Genomic DNA, 18,613 nt, shown 5'->3' on the forward strand with positions numbered 1-18,613 from the left:
ATCCCTATGTTTGTCTTTTTTCAAGTTTTTCTGAAAATCACTTGTTAATTAAATCAATTTCATATACCCAGAAGATATGAGATTGTTTAAGCTTTTACAAAAAAAAGAACCCGCTATCTCTATCTCAGCAGGTTTGGCAGTAACATAGATATCTATTCATTGGATCTTTCGATACAGCTTCTCACGCTTGTCAATTGTTTCATACTTGTGACTATGACTATTAAACAGCATGGATTCCTTATCTCCCAACACAAGAAATCCAAGCATGGCTAGACTGTCATGAAGGAGTTGATGCACCCGATTCTGCAGCTCCCGATTGAAGTATATCAGTACATTTCGGCAGAAGACTACATTAAATTCATTAAACGATTGGTCCGTGACCAGATTATGCCGTGCATATACAATGTTCTTCAGCAGTGATGAATTGAAAATAACGGAATCCTTGCGGGCCATGTAATAATCCGAGAAATCTCTTGTACCGCCTGAACGAATATAATTGTAGGTGTTTACTTTCATATTTCTCAAGGGATATATGCCCATCTGAGCCTTTTCAAGTGCATCCTCATCAATATCTGTTGCATAGATCCTGGCCCTGTCGTATAATCCTTCTTCCTGAAGCAGGATAGCCATCGACAATACCTCTTCGCCGGTTGAGCAGCCTGCATGCCATATTCGAATATGAGGATACGTTCTTAAATAAGGGATGATATTTTTGCGAAACGAATAAAACATATCCGGGTCACGAAACATTTCCGTCACTCCAACGACAAAATAGCGAAACAGCTGCTGCATCCGGTCAGGGTAATGGAGTACTTGAGGGATCAGAGCCGAGATCGACTCTTCGCCTATAGACTGCATTCCGTACCTAATTCTTCTATATATCGAATCATAAGCATAATTCCGAAAATCATAACCATACATCCGATAAATAGCCTGGAGAAGCAGCTCTACTTCTATTTTCTCAAGCTCCTCCTTATCATGACCTGCCAGAGGCGCAAGCTGCGTATATTCTCCACGATCAGAAATCATCCTCAGCCTCCTTTACGTATAGAGCCACACCTTTAATAAAGAAAGCAATTTCTCAACATAAATCGGCTTGTTAATATAGTCAACTAGAAGAATTCGCTTCCCATCAAAATTGGTCTGATTGCTGTACAGCTTCTTCAATATATTACGGCGATCATCCGGTAGATTCTCTTCAACTCGATGTAGAATCTGTTTGGTTTGCGTTTCTAATTTTCTGCTTCTGTCATTATGATACTGTTACTTAATTGGAACAAGGTGGCCGTCTAGTATGCGTCGGGCCGTCGACTCATCCGTAACGAGCATATTAATGTACTTGCCCCGCAAGGAAGCGAGTATGCACTCGATTTTGTGCAGACCAAAGGCCATGCCGACAACCGTCTTGGCCTTTTTCAACTGTTCGAGCCCAAGTCCAATGACTCTGCAGTTAATGGAATGTTTCGCGATTGATCCGTCTCGTGCGATAAACACGGAGTTAATGTCTGCAACCGCGTTCATGGATTTCAGTTCAGATAACGTCTGCTCATTGAGGTATCCTGACCGTTCCATTGTGGACATAGAAAATGGATTTCCGATACCGACCAGTGCTAAATCGATTTGTTCCGCCTCTCGCAAAACCGCAGCAATGTTAGCCATGCTAACAATCTGTTCACGCAGTTCTTCGGTCTCTACCACAGCAGGGGCATATAAGCTCTCGCACGAGACTCCCATTTTCTTGGATAGCTCATATGCGATCTGATTGGAGTGCATTTCATTGCGATAATTTCCCGTTCCGCCGACAAGCGGAATGATTTTGACGTTTTCCTTTTTCTCTAACGGAAATTCTCTAACCATATGATACAACGTGTTGCCCCAGGAAACGCCTACACGATCCCCGTTTTTGATCAACCTTTGCACAAATTGGGCAGCCGCCCTTCCAACCGCACTTGACACCAATTCCTTGTTTAAATCTTTGGTTGGAACCACCAGAACTTGTTTCAAATGAAATGCTTGCTCAAGCTCTTTTTCCAGATTCGAAATTTCACGATCGTCATCATGAATAACAATTTCTATGATTCCTTCGTCCTTAGCCCGTTGCAGCATTTTGGAGATGACCGGTCTTGATACCCCCAGCTTCTCTGCAATCTTTTCTTGCGTCCAAGATTCGTAATAATACAATTTGCATACTCTGACTACATTTTTTCGCTCGTCTATATTCACATACAAGTCCGCCTTTTGCTTTATAGTGCGTACACATGTCTCAATATAAAATGGCGTTTACGCCCGAGTCAAGTTAGGAACATATTCCCAAATTATTTTTACACAAGTTTGACATTCATCTGATATCCGAGTAATAAAGCGTCCTTACAATGAGAACTGTCCAGAACATTTGTAACAACGCAGAACATTTGTAATTGACTTCAGATTAAGACAGACCGAGGTGCAAAAGATGAATGTAAAGATTTTGGATTATTGGGGAGGCTACCCTGCAGCAGGCGGGGCAACAGCGTGATATCTGGTAACCACCGACGAAGGACAAATTTTATTGGATTGTGGCAGCGGCGTAATGAGCAAGCTCCCTTCCGAAACCAGGGTAGAAGCGTTATCCGGCGTGATTCTGTCTCACTTGCATTATGATCACATGGCAGATCTTGGCGTTCTTCAATATGCGGCAGCAGGTGCCATTCGCAACGGTCGCATGAAAGAGAAACTGAAGCTTTATGCCCCAGATGCTCCTGTTGACATACTGCACAGCTTATTCAGCGAACATACCAAAGTGATTCCGATCGATCCTTCCACCAAAGTCCGGCTTGCAGGAGCGGATATCGAATTCGTGCATGTCGAACATACGATTACTTGTTATGCAATCAAGATCTCTTACAAATGCAAGGTGCTGGTGTATTCAGGTGATACCTCCTATTGTGATGCCTTGATTGAGCTCGCCCGTGACGCAGACATTTTCCTGTGTGAAGCAACGATCTGCGAGGGAAGCGTGCACACCACTGGCCAAGGACACATGAATGCGCTGCAGGCAGGTATGATTGCCGGACAAGCCAATGTGAAACAGCTCGTACTGGTGCATCTGCCCGGCGACGGAAATCTGGAATTCATGCGTGATGAAGCAAGTCGAACCTTTCATGGACCGGTGGACATTCCTGAGCCACTGCGCATGTATACCATATGATCCATCCTATAGGAAGGAATGGTTATAGTTGCATAGATTGCTTGCTCTTGATTTGGATGGGACCATGTTGAATTCGAACAAAATCATTACGCCAGAAACGCGAAACTCCATCCAGCAATTAATGGCGGATGAAGTAGCTGTCACTATCGCTTCCGGGCGGTTTCCCGCTTCGGTATGGCTACATGCGAGGGAAATACCATTGAATTTTCCCTTAGTGGCATTGAATGGTGCGGTAACCGTTGATGCAGAGACCTGCCAAATGATTGAAGGATTCCCCCTGGATACAGCATCCCTTTTATACATACTGAATGTAATTGAGGAAGAAAGCGCCTACGTTCATTTCTACGGCTACAATGTCCTATTTGTACGGCAAATCAACGATACGAATCGGAACTGGGCATTGAATAATGTTGTCGTGCGACCAGAACTGCCATGGACGGAAGATCATTACAAAGAACAAACCGAACTGATCCGGTTGGTCGAAGTCGGTTCCGATTTCAAATCGTTCGTAAACAGCATGCCTGGCATGATCTACAAAGCGGCCGTCATTTGCACAAACCTTGCCGCCCGCGATCGAATATATAACCAACTTAAAGCGTCGGCTATGTACCAATGTACCAAAACAGGAAGCTTGAGATTTGACGTGAACGCGGTCGGTATCAGCAAGCGCGGTGCGCTTGAGCATCTGTTCCGCGAGCAAGGCATCGATCGACAAGAGGTAGCCGCCGCAGGAGATTACGACAATGATCTGGACATGCTTCAATGGGCCGGATTGGGTATTGCAATGGGCAATGCTGAGCCTCATGTCAAAGCGAGCGCAGACGTCATTACAGGAACGAATGAACAAGACGGCGTCGCCATGGCGATCCGCAATTATCTGCTTAAATATCCATTCCATAACATTGGTTGCACAATAAATTTATCGAAATATAAGACGACGCCACAAGTGGCTAATAAAGGAGAGAACTTTCGTGATTCCATTCAAAAAGTCATTACTTCTGCCCGTTCTGACAGGTATGGTCGTATTTAGCGGTTGCTCTACACAAGGACAAGGCACTTCAGAAATGAACAACGTTAACGCCGAAGCAAATGCAATATCGGGGAAGTTGTCTTTCTATACCTCTCAGCCTGAAGAGGATGCTACGAAGCTGATCTCCGCTTTTAACGATAAATATCCGGACGTAGAGGTCAGCGTCTTCCGCTCCGGGACAGAAGAAGTCACCGCCAAAATCCAGGCCGAACGCCAGGCTGGCAAAACACAAGCTGACGTCTTACTGCTCGCCGACGCGGTAACCTTTGAAAACCTGAAGCAAGAAGACCTTCTACTTTCGTATAAATCTCCTGAACTAAGCGAAATCCCTGCCGATCTTGTCGATCCTGATGGCATGTATGCGGGAACCAAGGTCATGGCTACCGTACTAGCGACCAATACGCAAAAAGTGGCCTCCCCACCGACGTCGTGGAATGTACTGACTGCGGCAGACAGCAAAGACGCATCGATTATGCCAAGCCCGCTCTATTCTGGAGCAGCAGCGTACAACATTGGCGTATTCAGCCGCACAGATGGATTCGGTTGGGATTTTCTTCAGCAAACTAAGAATAATGGTATATCCGTTATCAAAGGAAACGGCGCTGTCATGAAAGCTGTAGCCAGCGGCGAAAAATCATACGGTGTTGTTGTGGATTATCTCGTCGCACGTGAAAAGGCCAAAGGCTCCCCGGTTGAATTGACCTATCCAGAAGAAGGCGTGCCGATCATAACCGAGCCGGTTGGGATCATGAAAGATGCGGCCAATGTGCCAGCTGCAGAAGCCTTCGTTGATTTTATCTTATCTGAAGAAGGACAACAATTGTCGGCAGAGATCGGTTATTCCCCGATCCGGGAAGGTATCGCCCCGCCTGAAGGACTCAAGAGCGTCTCCGAAATGAAGATTTTGTCCGGTGACCCGGTTAAACTTGCCGCTGATCGTGAAGCGGACAAGCAACAATTCATTCAAGTATTCGGTGAGTAATGATTGGAGCGGTTAGATATGGAAAAATCGAAGACGAGCACCATCTTGTGGCAAGGCGGAAAAGGGCGTAAGCCCTTCTCCGCCTTGCTTGGCCAGCTTCGCTGGAGTCACTTGGGCGCTTTGCTTGGTGGCGCTGCTATACTTATCTTTTTTGTCTATCCCATCCTGAAATTAATTTTGCTTAGTTTTCAGGGCGAACATGGTTGGACGCTGTCTCATTACGGCGAAATCTTGCAGCAAGGGCGCTTTTGGACGACCATCCGCAATACCTTGTATATCGTAGTCGGATCTACCTTGTTCGCACTTGTGCTTGGCATAGCGCTGGCTTGGGTCGTTGCCTATACGGATATCCGAAATAAATCGGCGTTACATATGGGCATCATGCTTTGCTTCATTTTGCCTTCTTATGTACTGACATTGTCCTGGTCTTCTTTTACTGGATCCCAAGGCTGGCTTGCCAGTTTACTTCAATGGATCCACCCAGACCTGGCCCCGTGGAGCATGTACAGCTTGGGCGGCATCATTTTCGTCATGGCCATTCATCATTTTCCACTGGTTTACATGTTCACGCTGGATGTACTGCGAAAGATCCCGCGTGACCTGGAGTGGGCTGCCAGAGCGGGTGGAGCCAGCAGGTTCGAAGTGTTTCGTAAAATTACGCTTCCGCTTGCCCTTCCTGGTTTGACCGCTGGGGGTTTATTGGTTTTTCTGGCTTCGCTCGACAATTTCGGCATTCCGGCGTTTCTGGGCACGCCAGTAAATATTTCGGTGCTTAGCACGCTGATTTACGAGGAAGTTATCGGATTTGGACCATCCGCCTTTGCCCGTGGTGCCTCTCTCTCCGTTTTACTGGGCGCGGCCGCAGTGGTGGGCAGTTTGTTACAATGGGTTCTTTTACGCAAAAGCCACGCTTCGGATACGATGCAACCCGACCTTACACCGAGATACACTTTGGGACGCATGCGCAAACCGCTGACTTGGGTCATTTGGACAGGTTTGCTCTTAATCACCATCGTTCCTCTTGCTTCAATGATTTCAATGTCTTTGAAAAGAGCCTATGGTTTGGGTCTAACGCGTGCCAACATGACATTGGACAATTATCGGTACATCCTTTTTGAAAATGAGCGTGTATTGCAGTCCATCCAAAACAGCTTGGTGCTGTCCCTGCTTACGATGCTGATCTGCCTGGTCATCGGCTCTGGATTCGCTTATATAAGGGTTCGCAGGCCAAATGCTTTCAACAAAACAGCTGAACTTGCTACTGCAGTTCCCTATACCTTACCAGGCATCGTCTTTGCTCTCTCCATCATCTTAGTTTGGATGGAACCGATCCCCGGTTGGAATCCGGGCATCTACGGCTCCATGTCAATCCTGTTTATTGCGTATATTTGCAGATTCTTGATTTTGCAAATTCGTTCCAGCGTTGCGTCGTTCATGCAGCTGGATTCCTCAATGGAAGAGGCTGCTCGGATTTCTGGTGCTGGGTTTTGGTGTAAATGGATTGCAGTTTTGCTGCCATTACTGTTGCCGAGCATGTTAACAGGGGGCATGCTGGTCTTTTTAACCGCACTGACCGAACTTACCGTGTCCGCCCTGCTGTATTCCTCCGGATCTCAGACCATTGGCGTAACTATCTTCAGTTTTGAACAAGCAGGGGACACCCTGTATTCTACCGCATTGTCCAGTCTGATCGTTGCACTCATGGCAGCAGGAGGCATCATTCTGTTGCTCGTTCAGCGCTGGGCCTCACACAAGGGAGTGAAGAAATCATGAGCATCCAGATTAAACAGGTAAGCAAATTCTTCGGCAACTTTCAAGCACTGCACACGATTGATTTAACGATTGCGGATGGAGAATTCGTGGCCATCCTTGGGCCATCAGGCTGTGGAAAAACGACTCTACTGCGCATTTTGGCTGGATTCGAGCAGCCCACCAGCGGTGAAGTATCGATGGACGGCAACGTTGTAGCCGGGGCAGGCACACTGCTCCCTCCAGAAAAACGTCGGATCGGCATGGTCTTCCAATCTTTTGCACTCTGGCCCCACATGAACGTAGCTGAACATGTCCGGTTCCCGATCCGAACGCATAAGTCCACCCCGCCACATATCAAAAACAATGAGCAGTCCCGTATTCAAGAAGTACTAAATATTTCTGGATTATCTCATCTGGCGAATCGCATGCCCCACGAACTATCTGGGGGACAAAAACAACGGGTTGCGATAGCAAGAGCCATCGCACCTGAGCCGTCGCTACTGCTAATGGACGAACCACTTAGTAGCCTGGATGCCATGCTGCGCATGGACATGCGGCGTGAAATCCAGCAAGTCCATCGCAATACCCGATCTGCCATTGTTTATGTTACGCATGATCAAGGCGAGGCCCTTGCCATGGCTGACCGCATCATCGTCATGAAAGATGGTCGGATTGAGCAGGCAGGTACGCCGCGAGATATCTATTTAAGACCTCAGACTGAGTTTGTAGCGAAATTTGTATCGAAATCCAACTTAGTCACCGGTCACTGGGAAGCGAACCGATTTATGCCGAAAGGCAGCGAGAACGTGTCTTGGTCCGGGATCAACGTTGCCGACTACTTCAAAGTGAACGGCATCTATCCTGTCAGACCAGACCAGTTTCAATTGCAACCGCACCTGCAGCCGGGCATCGGCGGTAAAATCGTGAATGTGCAGTTCCAGGGAAAAGAGTTTCATTATGACATTCAAAGCGAGGCCGGCCGGTGGGAGGTTATCTCCCCGCTGCCCTTCTCCATGAACGAACAAGTCAGCCTGAACTTATCATCCTTCGGCGGTGAAGGAGCATGACAACCTTGAAGCGGTGCGAAAGTTGGCCTCCCTACGTGACATTAAGTGCAGATCGGGATGGCATAAGGCATGGCCTGCAGTGGACGGGACTCATTTATATCGCAAAGAATTCATTTGAAGCAAGAGGCAAAAACCTTCTGGATAGTTGATCCAGAAGGTTTTGGTAATGTTCAAACTACCGAACGGGCCTTAAAAATACTATTTCAACAGATTTTCTTTATGAAGCTGGTCAAAAATAAGCTGTGTAACTGCTGACACTTGTTTCCGATCTGCATAATTCAACCATTTTAACTGCTCGATCTCAGATTCAGGACTTAAGACACCTTCGTACTCTGCCATGTAGCAGGTCATCATCACTTGAATTCCTTCCGATTTGCCATGTGCTGGAGCTTCGAACGTACCGTATAATTCAATACGGTCCTTAAGTATTTCGACAGATAACTCTTCTCTAATTTCACGAATTAACGTTTCTTCATCAGTCTCACCTGATTCTCTTTTGCCGCCTGGTAAATAATAAGTATCCTTGCCTCTACTGCGAGCACCCAAGATTTGTCCATTAAGCAAGTGAATCCATGCAATCTTATCTATTGTAGTTGTCATTTACTTGAACACCTTTCCAAATCCGCTTTGGGAGCGAGCTAATAAGTCATCCCATGTCCCTTCCGGCTGTGCCGGAGACAAAACTTCTTGGGATACAACTCCATGATATCCGATTAGTGCCAAGCTGTTCAAATAGCCGGACAAATCGATGACACCTTCCCCTGGATATGTCCGGTCATTATCAAGAAGCTGTTCTACCGGGAGATCATAGGCATCGTTTATGTGTACATGAACGATTTGATTTTCTTTGAGCCGGAGCAGATCATTCGGAGTCAAGCCTGTCGTATGACAATGGTAAAAGTCAACAAGAAGCCCTACATTGGACATCCCCATCGCATCGATCATCTCCAGCGTTTCTTCTGCAGTCCAAATAAATGGATGCTTCCATGCGGTTCTCAAATGATGAGGCCCAACAAATTCAAGACCGAGGCGTATGCCGTATGCCCCTAGCACTTCAGCGCATAATCTTAGTCGAGAGATGCTTCTAGCCATGAATGAAGCCGCTTTCTCATCTGTGGACGGTAAAATATATGTAGTACAAGCCTTGCAGCCAAGCTGTTCAGCACAAGCAGCCGATAGGGTAAGACCCTCTAATCCTTGCTTAAACTGTTCATCTGTGCCGCGCCATTCTACGTCGAGACCTATAGATCCAATGATCATGCCATGATCCTTTAGAAGCTGCTGCGCTCTTTCCAGCCCATTCTTATCAACGAGCTGCTTGGCATCCAGATCAACGGCTTCAAAGCCATATTCTGCCGCTTTTTGTATGAACAAGACATCATCAATTGGACCAATACCTGCTTTCGTCAGCCCTTTTTTCACGTTCACTTCACCCTTTCTAGCTTGGATAAGTATAAGATAAGGAGATTTCTTATATCTATCCTACATCAAATCCCAGAACTACAAAAGGGATTGAAAGGAATGGCGAATTACATCGCCTCTGCTGATAATACCTGCAAGTACTCCATTACGATGAACTGGCAGCTTCTTGATTTGTTTTTTTCCAAGAATCGACGCTATGATCTCAATATCTTCATTCCAGGATACGGTTATCACTTTCTTCTTACATATGGACATCACATTCAATTTCATAATTTGTTTGACGCGATCTTCATATTCCTCATAATTCAAATTGACGGAATATGTATATATAAACATATCATCCTTCTTGCCTATATAACGCATAATGTCTCCATCACTTATGTAACCAACAATTTCATTACGTTCATTCACTACCGGAAGACCACTGATCCGATGATCGATAAATCTCTGAATGACCTGTTCAACATTGTCACTTTCCTTCACTTTATATACGGGGCTGATCATAATTTCATGCGCCTTCATCTTCCGGCCTCCTTCTCAAGCAGATTTTCACATCGTAAATAAGTCTAACATTATTATTCTTATTCTTTATAATATACTCTTGCTACAAAAAAGGCGTAATTGTTCACACCGAAATCAATAGATCCTACCACCTCCGAAGTGAGACACTTCTCTTATTCTAATAACCATCTGATATAAGAAAAGTTATAGTATCTGATTTAATGTGAAGTTTCTAGGTAAATTCGATCTTTCTATTTTGAATTTTTCATATGTTGAAAATATATAATTTAATGTGGGATGGGTTTCATTTTAGAGTTTGCAGAAGATTCTTTCTGGTTAGACTTATTCATTGGCATCATTTCTGTGATAAATCAACTACTTCAATTGGGCGCATATCCGACGGTTTGTTTCATGCCTTCAGCTGGTTTGCTGCCATCGGAGGGTTATTTCGGCTTCACTCATCATATTTCACAGGCAGAAACTGGGGCTATGCTTATGTATTATGGAGGAGACGTGGTTGATGTTCTCCTCTTCACTATACGATGTTATGGTTGGTACAAATCCGTTAGCCCGAGAGCCTTTATATCAAAGACAGGAAAGGCACAGATATCATAAACTCTTTAGTTCCTCCAGTATATATTCCTTGCGTTCTTCTACATAATTACGTATAGTATCAGGTTCAGAATAAAACATGCTTATCGGCCATTTAAAATATGGATCTAATGGAACTTCATCTTCAATACGCTGATAAATGGGATTTACCAGGTTCATTATTTGCTTCTTCGTAAATGAATGAACTAGCTGCTTCTTCAGCATTTTCTTATACTCATTTCGAAACACTCGGTAAGCTAATATTTTTCCGGTCAACGTGTTGTAGCCTTTAATTCTGACCAAATCGACGTCCACTTTGTTTCCATAACAATTTCTACCCCAGCTGCCCTCGTAATCCCATGGAATAATTCGATATTTCTTTAATTTCCTATTTTCATACCAAGTATAGTTCTGATGAAAACCATCATAATTTCCGGTAAGCACTGCACCAACAAGCCAGCGCAGGTAAAGATTTACATCGACTCGGCTGTTAATATATCGAAACAAGTCCATTTTGGACTTCGTGTTTAATTTTTGGATAAATGTTATTAACCTCATTTTATCCGCATCTGTTCCCTTTATCATGCTGTATCCTCGAAGTTCTCCTCTACTGTGAAGAATCGAAACTGAATCCGCCGAAAATCCTGCATTATCATTAATTGCATAAAAGATACTTTGTACAGACAAATTCCTCTTTCGAAAAAAAGGAGTTTTAACTCCCTCGAGCCGTAAATATATCCCTTTATATTCACCATTCAGATATAAATGACAATGAAGGGATGAAGGTGCGGGAACACCTATAGATTCAAAAAAACGAAATGATAAGGCATTACGAATCAAAGAAGGATCGTCAAACTCTGCATTAAAATGATAAGTTCTACTTCTCGTACGAATTTCGTATGATTTTTTCTCATACTCCCTGGTATGTCCTCCCCGATACCTTACTCGAATCGGCAGCTGCTTATGATCTACATTCATCTGACCACTGACAAAGCGGTTTGACCATATATCCGCCTTTAACTCCTCATGCTCTTTATCGGGGATGGTAATGCGATATATAGGAAGTGCCATTGTTCTCCGCCTTTCACTTGAAACAAGTCGTTATATCTAGGCATATAACATTTATCATATTCAGGAAAATGCTCTAGGTTACAGATATCTCAAGCAACGCAAGCAATCTAATATGACGGTAAGTTACCCCAGATGTACAGATATCACGAACCATTATCTATTAAATATGGCATCAATTTGATAGATAAGCGCCGTTTTTACGACATAAATGTATGTTTGGCTAGTCCCCTTCTATATGAAATTACATACTATTAAATTACAGATAGACTTGAATGACAAATGAAGGGGAGTATTCCTACATCCGCTCTTCTAGTCTATTAATTTATGTAATGGAAGGGGAAATTTTCAATGGCTCTTTATGATCAAGGAATGAGAGGTCTCATAGGAAAGGGCGTAAAGATTAATCGTGGCGGTCCTGATGCTATCGAAGGTACGTTAATGGATGTTAGATATGACCACATGGTTATAAACACCAAGAATGGCCTGGTCTATGTGAAAGACTCTCATATTAAAAGCATCACAGATACAGGACGTACTAGTGGAGTTGCAAGAAACCTGGCTACCCCAATCTTTGCTAACACTTTCCTCGGTGTCATGGAAGCACTTCGTTTTCAACAGATACAAATTAACCGTGGCGGTCCTGAAAAATTAGAAGGTGTTCTTGCAGATGCGAATCAAAACCAATTGATTCTGACGATGAAAAACCAAGAAATCGTCAGAATCCCACTATATCATATTAAATCTGTATCTGCTTTACGTAGCGGGAATAGTGGAAATAACAATTCTTCCCAAGGAAATCAAGGACAAAACAATCAAAGTGGCGGAAACAGCCAGCAAGCGGCTAATCAGTCTCGTGGCCAGCAAGGTGCAAACCAATCTCGTGGTAATCAATCTCGTGGCCAACAAGGTGCAAACCAATCTCGCGGTAATCAATCTCGTGGCAACCAGCAAGGTGCAAACCAATCTCGCGGTAATCAGTCTCGTGGTCAACAAGGAGCACACCAATCTCGCGGTAATCAATCTCGTGGCCAACAAGGAGCACACCAATCTCGCGGTAATCAATCTCGTGGCCAACAAGGTGCACACCAATCTCGCGGTAATAAATCGAAGGGTTCTAACAACAAACGATCGTACAACAAATAAAATGCACTGAATTTCTTCTATAATATAAGCTTATTAAGATACCCTACACCTTGGAGGTGACCTACTCGAACTATATATATCTCAGCACTGACCATAGGGTTATTGATTACTTCAACGCAGTGCAGCTCTAGTACCTTATAATATCAGTTACCTCCTCCCTAACAACATTTCATCAAATAAAGGAATGCTATCTCACACATCAAATTAGGTTAAACGCTTCGAAAGGAGGTATATCGTGCAAGTTATCGATTCTTGGTTAGGCAAGCAAATTGAGCTCAGTATTTCAGGGTGCAAGAACCTTATTCAAGGAGAAGTTATTGATGTTGGCAATGATATTGTTGTACTATATGGGGATTTTCGCTATGTTTATGTTCCGTTACATCACCTTCAGTATTTAAGACTATCAGATAACAGTTCAACGGTTACTGAAGAACCACCGGATCCTTCCTTAGATCACAGTAACATCTCATACCGAAAAATATTAATGCATGCCAGAGGAATCTTCAGTGAAATATCAGTAGGGGACAAGGCACTACATGGATATGTGACCAGTATTATGAATGATTATTTTGTATTCTATTCTCCTCTACACCGATCTGTCTATGTTTCTGTGGAGCATGTAAAATACATTATCCCTTACCCGCCAAATGTCAGGCCATTCTCTTTAAGCCAGGAGTATTTTCCTATACAACCTACTTCAATGTCCCTATCAAGAACCCTGGATCAGCAGCTCAAGAAGCTGAAGGGTGAGCTGGTTACTATCAATTTGCAAGATAGTCCTCATAGAGCTGGCTTGCTCAAAGCAATAGACAATAATCTTATGGAGATTGTAGAAGCGGCCGGCTCCTCAATTATCATGCATACGGATCATATCAAGACCATTCATCTACCATAATATGAAGCTAACTGTTTGACTCCTGCACAAGTGATCGTATAACAAAACAGCTCGTTGCTCAACTTGAGAACGGGCTCCTTGTACTACTAGCTCCGAGTGGATACGCAGCTGATAAAGTGTATCTATCGGTTTTGAATTGACAGGTAACTAATCGAATGAAGTTTCAATTATTAGGAGGTGATATGGTTGATGGAATTCATTATTATTTTAATCTCGGGCTGTGGATTATATTTCTTGTTAGCACCACCCAAGATAGAATCCTTGGAATCTTCATCAGAAGAACCAATGAAGGAAAAAATTGCCCTGATCAGTGTTATGGCTGCGGAGAAATCTGATGTGTAAACTCCCATGCTAATCCGACCAAAAAGGGGTGATAAACTTGCTCGGTTCAGCAACTGTTACAATTACCATCGCTGCTTTTATTTTTTCAATGGTGCTGATTATATGGCGTCCAAAAGGCTTAAATGAAGCAATCCCCGCTTCTATTGGTGCTCTGCTGGTCGTCTTGAGCGGAAGTGTAACTTATTTAGATTTGTTTACAATCACGACCACCATTAGCAGTGCGGCTATAACTATTCTTGCTACCATTGTAATGGCGATTATCTTAGAAAGCTTCGGTTTCTTCAACTGGGCGGCAGAAGGCCTTGCAGCAAGAGCTAGGGGCTCAGGGGTTCGATTGTTCTGGTATGTAAATCTGCTATGTTTTCTAATGACACTTTTTTTCAACAATGATGGAAGCATTCTGATAACGACCCCCATTCTATTGATCCTATTGAAACGTCTCGGTTTTAAGAACCACGAAAAAATACCTTATCTACTATCCGGTGCACTCATCGCAACAGCTTCAAGTGCTCCTATCGGCGTAAGCAATATTGTGAATCTAATAGCTCTTGAGATTGTTGATATGGATCTATATATGCACACTCTTATGATGTTTGTGCCAGCCTCACTTGGTCTGCTCCTGCTCGTAACTCTTCTCTTCTTCGTTTTCAGGAAGGAACTTCCTAAAGAATTTAAACACAGTGGGATTGGGAAACACCCGCTGGGTCCAAAAATGGAGTATAGCTCCATAGAAAAGCGAAATAAACTGATGATTAATGTCCTACTGTTTGTATTTATGGTACGTATTAGTTTATTTGTTGCTTCTTATGTCGGAATACCAATCGAAATGGTCGCCGTACTTGGTTCTGTCATTCTATTAACCTGGCGATGGTTTGTATTGAAGATAACACCTAAGGATTTGATAAGAAAGACTCCGTGGCATATCCTCGTCTTTGCCTTTGCCATGTATGTCATCATATTTGGTCTTCATAATATTGGACTTACCCATCTATTGATTCGATTTATAGAGCCTATTGTTGCAGCTGATTTGCTTAACGCCAGTCTATGGATGGGCGGACTGCTCTCATTGTTGTCTATTATGTTTAACAATCATCCGGCATTAATGGTAGGAACGATGGCACTCACGGAAATGAGTCTTGATCCGCTTACACTTAAGATTGCTTATCTGGCCAGTGTAATTGGAAGCGACATAGGTGCTCTCATTCTTCCTATGGGAACCCTAGCATCGTTAATATGGCTTCATATCCTTAAACAGCATCACGTTAAGGTTAAATGGAAGGATTATATCAGAGTCACCCTCCTAACGATTCCAATAACTTTAGTGGTTACACTGGTCTTGTTAGCCGTTTGGGTACAGTGGTTATACTGATATTTGAGTAAACTTACCGTTTTAAAGCCAACATTGAATGATTAAACTCATAGAGAGCATTGAAATTCGGCAGCTTGTAGATACTAATCCTGGTGAATCCACAATCTGTATTGAATCTTCATTGCTCTTCACACATATTTAGACTAAGCCACAAATATTTTGTATCCAAAAAATCCGCTCCTAGCATGTGTATATGAACACTCTTTTCTAGCAATCTATGAATATCTTAATTTATAGAAAGGAGCAGGTATACTCATGAAAAATATAAAAACCGTTATCAGCATTCTTGGCAGTGCTGGAGGCGTTTCCAGAGCTATATTATCTATACTAGAGAAGAGCTACAGCGATACCAATGATCCTATCCATTCCTATATACACCAATGTCAAATTCATTTAATAGATTTGCAGCAGAAAGACAAGGCATACTATGCATCCTTCATGCCGCAGCTGCTGATTCATGCTACACTCCATCAGTTCGATTTAACCGATTTGGACAAGTTCCAGGAACACTTAGATGTAACCGGTACTACACATGCGATTGATGTTTCTTGGGCGGATTCGGTTGATATGCTAAATTGCTGCCAGGCTAGAGGGGTAGCATATATCAATACCGCATTGGAAAGTCCGGTCATTGACGAACTGGAAATTCTGAACGGTTATACGCTGCTTGAACGATACAAGCAGTTCATGGAAGGCTTGAGCACCATCTCTCCCTACAAGGCCATTATTGGTTCTGGAATGAATCCTGGCGTAGTTCAATGGATGGCTATCCGATTGATCCAGGAAACACCGGATATTAAACCGCTTGCTTGTTACATTGTGGAGCATGATAATACCATGTATCTTGATCCATCCCATATTAAAGAACAGACGATTTATTCTACTTGGTCTCCGGAATGTTTTCTAGATGAAGCACTTATCAATTATCCATTGTATATGAAATACAAGTTTCCAATAACGATGCATGCTCCTGTTTATGAGCTGGAATTTAAGGTGAGGTTAGGAGCCAAACAGTTTTATGGCTCGCTAATGGCTCACGAAGAGGTACTCACCTTAGGAAAAGAATTCGATATGGAAACGGGTTTCATATATCGGGTCAGCGATTACGTTATCGATACGATTCGTAATAACTTGGAAAATGCGGATGATCTGTGGGATTGGGAACATGTAGTACTGGACCCTGCTGATGGTGAACTTGGCGGTGAGGATTTAGTCGGAGTTCTGCTCGTATATCCAGACAAGGAACGGTATATGTATAACGTACTAAGCAGTAAGGAGATCTATCCTATCTATCATACGAATGCCACTTATTTTCAAGTCGCTTGCGGTATTTACGGTGCCTTGTGTACACTCCTTAAGGATGACCTTCCGAATGGAATATACTTTATTGATGAGCTTCTTCTAAGCACTGAAAGTCTTTACGGTCAATATTTGACTTATTATATGGAGAATTTTGTGACGGGAGAAAATACATCCACAGATGGTCTTCTCCTTGATCGAATGAGAAAATTTAGACCTTAGTGTTTTGCAGTCATATTTCCAGGTCAGTATTTAATTATTACCATAGTATTACTTGGTTGCATTTAAGTTGTTAGCTGTTTAGTAAAGAGCATTGACATTCGGCAGCTTGTAGATGTCGTTTCTTTTCTAGATGACTAACAAGCTGACTAGAATCATCAATGCTCTTCGCTTTATGTTCCTTCTGCTCTCCAAACTTGATCAGCAGTTCAATTAATGCTCATTCGACTCCGCTGTCACTGTATTCTCTACTTACATTGATTTCAAGATTTACTTTATCATTTTCTCTTGAAGCAATTGAATCGCCTGGTATAGTCGTTCCTTCGGCACCTCACCGTAACGATCCCCAATACTAATCTCTGTCTTGCATTCCTGATCATGAACTTCTCGCAGGAACGAAATTAGGCCGACTCCTGTTTTTGTATAAATATCGATTAATATGGTCTCCAGCTCGCGAGCAGACATATGAAAATGAAGATGAAACATGTTTGTCACCGGGACCTGTGGTACGGCTCTAACTCCTGTGCACTGATTGAACAATTCGGCCAATTCCTTCGCCCGGTTATAATATTCCGTCATTCGATCTATCCGTTTATTGAAATAATAATCGCTGCTCAGAATGTAAGGATATAACCCGATCAAGTCTCCGCCATGCCGTCTCTTCCATACTTTGGATAGTGTCGTGAAATTTTCAGGTCCTGCTAATATCGCACCTGCAATACCGCCAATTCCTTTGTAAAAAGATACATAAACACTATCAAACAGCGCACATATTTCAGCAGCTGGCCTTCCATAATAAGGAATTGTTTCGAACAATCGAGCACCATCGAGGTGCAGTCGAATTCCCTGTTCTTTACAATAGGTTGAGATTTCCATGAGCTCCTCAAACGCTGGAAGCTGACCTCCAATCTCACGTTGCGGCAGTTCTAACAGCAAGCATGCCACTTCTCCTCCTAGTTGCTTGACATCCTGCAATCGAATAAGACGATTCTCTTCTCCGAGAAGTAGAGGCTCCAAGTGATGCAGCTCTTTGAGGCCATCTTCCTCATGAATCTCTAAATGACTAAGTGGATGATACGCGACTATTTTGCTGTCCTTCTCATCTGACCATATCCGCATAGCGATCTGCTGTGCCATCGTACCACTTGGAAAGAACACTGCCGATTCTTTACCTAACAAATCAGCAATTTTACGTTCAAAATCTTCAATCACTTTTCCTGTCCCATAGCGGTCTCCCGCTATATCCCCATCCATATGCTCAAATGCATCCTTTAACATCTGAATATTCCATCTACCATTACCTAAAATGGGATATTCACTCTTGTTGTATGCTTCTGATAGTGTCATATTGTTGTACTGTTCCATCTCTCGTCCTCCAGTAGTAGAAATATCGAAATCATCAAGCTCTGTGATCTAAACATATCATAAGAACGGTCGCGGAGTGAAATAGATTCAACTCTATTAAAAATAGATACCAGCGTAATCCAAATCTTCAAAAATTGCATAAAATACTATTAAAACCAGCAAAGGAGGTGTGGATGCATGAACTACGAAAGCGGAAACCACGGCTTCACCATCGGAGGAATCCTCGTATTATTCATTTTGCTGGTCATTATCGCTAAAACTTTCAAATGGTATTGATCTAGAGCATCTCATAGCATTTCATAAAATAGAAAAGAGTCTTAACTAGAAACGTGTTCTAGCTAAGACTCTTTTTAGATGCTCGGTATCCAATAACGCCAA

Annotated in this window: 18 protein-coding genes and 1 pseudogene; 12 read left to right on the top strand and 7 right to left on the bottom strand. The window is 43.2% G+C overall.

What is annotated here, in order from left to right; translation table 11 throughout:
* Window positions 1–156: 156 nt before the first annotated feature.
* Both ACFQ3J_RS08140 and ACFQ3J_RS08145 read right to left on the bottom strand, forming a co-directional pair.
* Window positions 157–1,029, bottom strand: a complete 873-nt coding sequence (locus tag ACFQ3J_RS08140) for a CheR family methyltransferase (protein WP_091155946.1) — start codon at window positions 1,027–1,029, stop codon at window positions 157–159.
* Window positions 1,030–1,263: 234 nt separating this feature from the next.
* Window positions 1,264–2,223, bottom strand: a complete 960-nt coding sequence (locus tag ACFQ3J_RS08145) for a sugar-binding transcriptional regulator (RefSeq protein WP_251583630.1) — start codon at window positions 2,221–2,223, stop codon at window positions 1,264–1,266.
* A gap of 295 nt (window positions 2,224–2,518) precedes the next feature.
* On the opposite strand from ACFQ3J_RS08145, the gene ACFQ3J_RS08150 reads away from it, so the two are divergent.
* The 5 genes from ACFQ3J_RS08150 to ACFQ3J_RS08170 all read left to right on the top strand — a co-directional run bounded on the left by ACFQ3J_RS08150 (window position 2,519) and on the right by ACFQ3J_RS08170 (window position 8,018).
* Window positions 2,519–3,187 carry an MBL fold metallo-hydrolase gene (locus ACFQ3J_RS08150; protein ID WP_285850214.1) on the top strand — a complete coding sequence of 223 codons (669 nt, stop codon included), beginning with the start codon at window positions 2,519–2,521 and terminating at the stop codon, window positions 3,185–3,187.
* A gap of 28 nt (window positions 3,188–3,215) precedes the next feature.
* Window positions 3,216–4,217, top strand: a complete 1,002-nt coding sequence (locus tag ACFQ3J_RS08155) for a Cof-type HAD-IIB family hydrolase (protein WP_251583628.1) — start codon at window positions 3,216–3,218, stop codon at window positions 4,215–4,217.
* Window positions 4,204–5,199: an ABC transporter substrate-binding protein gene (locus tag ACFQ3J_RS08160; RefSeq protein WP_091159102.1), complete on the top strand. Its 996-nt coding sequence runs from the start codon at window positions 4,204–4,206 to the stop codon at window positions 5,197–5,199. Before ACFQ3J_RS08155 ends, ACFQ3J_RS08160 begins: the two co-directional genes overlap by 14 nt.
* Window positions 5,200–5,430: 231 nt before the next feature.
* Window positions 5,431–6,972, top strand: a complete 1,542-nt coding sequence (locus ACFQ3J_RS08165) for an ABC transporter permease (RefSeq protein ID WP_379292570.1) — start codon at window positions 5,431–5,433, stop codon at window positions 6,970–6,972.
* Window positions 6,969–8,018, top strand: a complete 1,050-nt coding sequence (locus tag ACFQ3J_RS08170) for an ABC transporter ATP-binding protein (protein WP_091155935.1) — start codon at window positions 6,969–6,971, stop codon at window positions 8,016–8,018. Before ACFQ3J_RS08165 ends, ACFQ3J_RS08170 begins: the two co-directional genes overlap by 4 nt.
* Before the next feature lie 198 nt (window positions 8,019–8,216).
* Here ACFQ3J_RS08170 and ACFQ3J_RS08175 read toward each other — a convergent pair whose 3' ends face one another.
* From ACFQ3J_RS08175 to ACFQ3J_RS08185, 3 genes are all read right to left on the bottom strand, one after another.
* On the bottom strand, window positions 8,217–8,618 hold the full coding sequence (locus ACFQ3J_RS08175; protein WP_091155932.1) for an NUDIX hydrolase: 402 nt from the start codon (window positions 8,616–8,618) through the stop codon (window positions 8,217–8,219).
* Window positions 8,619–9,440, bottom strand: a complete 822-nt coding sequence (locus ACFQ3J_RS08180) for a sugar phosphate isomerase/epimerase family protein (protein ID WP_251583625.1) — start codon at window positions 9,438–9,440, stop codon at window positions 8,619–8,621.
* A 78-nt stretch (window positions 9,441–9,518) separates the two neighbouring features.
* Window positions 9,519–9,962, bottom strand: a complete 444-nt coding sequence (locus ACFQ3J_RS08185) for a CBS domain-containing protein (protein ID WP_091155928.1) — start codon at window positions 9,960–9,962, stop codon at window positions 9,519–9,521.
* A gap of 317 nt (window positions 9,963–10,279) precedes the next feature.
* Here ACFQ3J_RS08185 and ACFQ3J_RS08190 point away from each other — a divergent pair.
* Window positions 10,280–10,426, top strand: a pseudogene (locus tag ACFQ3J_RS08190) (DUF2243 domain-containing protein); the annotation flags it as partial.
* A 124-nt stretch (window positions 10,427–10,550) separates the two neighbouring features.
* Here the strand turns inward: ACFQ3J_RS08190 and ACFQ3J_RS08195 are convergent.
* The gene (locus tag ACFQ3J_RS08195) at window positions 10,551–11,603 is read right to left on the bottom strand and encodes a CotH kinase family protein (protein WP_251583624.1); all 1,053 of its coding nucleotides are present in this window, start codon (window positions 11,601–11,603) and stop codon (window positions 10,551–10,553) included.
* A 348-nt stretch (window positions 11,604–11,951) separates the two neighbouring features.
* Between ACFQ3J_RS08195 and ACFQ3J_RS08200 the strand changes: the two genes are divergently transcribed.
* The 5 genes from ACFQ3J_RS08200 (at window position 11,952) to ACFQ3J_RS08220 (ending at window position 16,873) form a co-directional block, all read left to right on the top strand.
* Complete coding sequence (locus ACFQ3J_RS08200; RefSeq protein ID WP_251583623.1) at window positions 11,952–12,746, top strand: hypothetical protein; 795 nt, start codon at window positions 11,952–11,954, stop codon at window positions 12,744–12,746.
* Between the two features lie 235 nt (window positions 12,747–12,981).
* The gene (locus tag ACFQ3J_RS08205) at window positions 12,982–13,641 is read left to right on the top strand and encodes a DUF2642 domain-containing protein (RefSeq protein WP_251583622.1); all 660 of its coding nucleotides are present in this window, start codon (window positions 12,982–12,984) and stop codon (window positions 13,639–13,641) included.
* Between the two features lie 189 nt (window positions 13,642–13,830).
* Complete coding sequence (locus ACFQ3J_RS08210; RefSeq protein WP_211753650.1) at window positions 13,831–13,983, top strand: hypothetical protein; 153 nt, start codon at window positions 13,831–13,833, stop codon at window positions 13,981–13,983.
* Between the two features lie 37 nt (window positions 13,984–14,020).
* Window positions 14,021–15,352, top strand: a complete 1,332-nt coding sequence (locus ACFQ3J_RS08215; protein ID WP_091155922.1) for an arsenic transporter — start codon at window positions 14,021–14,023, stop codon at window positions 15,350–15,352.
* A gap of 255 nt (window positions 15,353–15,607) precedes the next feature.
* Complete coding sequence (locus ACFQ3J_RS08220; RefSeq protein ID WP_091155920.1) at window positions 15,608–16,873, top strand: S-adenosylmethionine decarboxylase related protein; 1,266 nt, start codon at window positions 15,608–15,610, stop codon at window positions 16,871–16,873.
* A 267-nt stretch (window positions 16,874–17,140) separates the two neighbouring features.
* Here the strand turns inward: ACFQ3J_RS08220 and ACFQ3J_RS08225 are convergent, their stop codons facing one another.
* On the bottom strand, window positions 17,141–18,235 hold the full coding sequence (locus tag ACFQ3J_RS08225) for a threonine aldolase family protein (RefSeq protein ID WP_251583621.1): 1,095 nt from the start codon (window positions 18,233–18,235) through the stop codon (window positions 17,141–17,143).
* A gap of 177 nt (window positions 18,236–18,412) precedes the next feature.
* On the opposite strand from ACFQ3J_RS08225, the gene ACFQ3J_RS08230 reads away from it, so the two are divergent.
* Complete coding sequence (locus tag ACFQ3J_RS08230) at window positions 18,413–18,511, top strand: YjcZ family sporulation protein (RefSeq protein WP_379292577.1); 99 nt, start codon at window positions 18,413–18,415, stop codon at window positions 18,509–18,511.
* Window positions 18,512–18,613: the final 102 nt, after the last annotated feature.

It is taken from the genome of Paenibacillus provencensis (assembly GCF_042678545.1).
In the GTDB taxonomy this organism is placed as follows: Bacteria; Bacillota; Bacilli; order Paenibacillales; family Paenibacillaceae; genus Paenibacillus; species Paenibacillus provencensis.

Coding starts and splice junctions, on each gene's coding strand:
- ACFQ3J_RS08140 (WP_091155946.1), bottom strand. CDS start 1,029: ATGATTTCTGATCGTGGAGAATATACGCAGCTTGCGCCTCTGGCAGGT.
- ACFQ3J_RS08160 (WP_091159102.1), top strand. CDS start 4,204: ATGGTCGTATTTAGCGGTTGCTCTACACAAGGACAAGGCACTTCAGAA.
- ACFQ3J_RS08170 (WP_091155935.1), top strand. CDS start 6,969: ATGAGCATCCAGATTAAACAGGTAAGCAAATTCTTCGGCAACTTTCAA.
- ACFQ3J_RS08175 (WP_091155932.1), bottom strand. CDS start 8,618: ATGACAACTACAATAGATAAGATTGCATGGATTCACTTGCTTAATGGA.
- ACFQ3J_RS08185 (WP_091155928.1), bottom strand. CDS start 9,962: ATGAAGGCGCATGAAATTATGATCAGCCCCGTATATAAAGTGAAGGAA.
- ACFQ3J_RS08195 (WP_251583624.1), bottom strand. CDS start 11,603: ATGGCACTTCCTATATATCGCATTACCATCCCCGATAAAGAGCATGAG.
- ACFQ3J_RS08200 (WP_251583623.1), top strand. CDS start 11,952: ATGGCTCTTTATGATCAAGGAATGAGAGGTCTCATAGGAAAGGGCGTA.
- ACFQ3J_RS08210 (WP_211753650.1), top strand. CDS start 13,831: ATGGAATTCATTATTATTTTAATCTCGGGCTGTGGATTATATTTCTTG.
- ACFQ3J_RS08220 (WP_091155920.1), top strand. CDS start 15,608: ATGAAAAATATAAAAACCGTTATCAGCATTCTTGGCAGTGCTGGAGGC.
- ACFQ3J_RS08225 (WP_251583621.1), bottom strand. CDS start 18,235: ATGGAACAGTACAACAATATGACACTATCAGAAGCATACAACAAGAGT.
- ACFQ3J_RS08230 (WP_379292577.1), top strand. CDS start 18,413: ATGAACTACGAAAGCGGAAACCACGGCTTCACCATCGGAGGAATCCTC.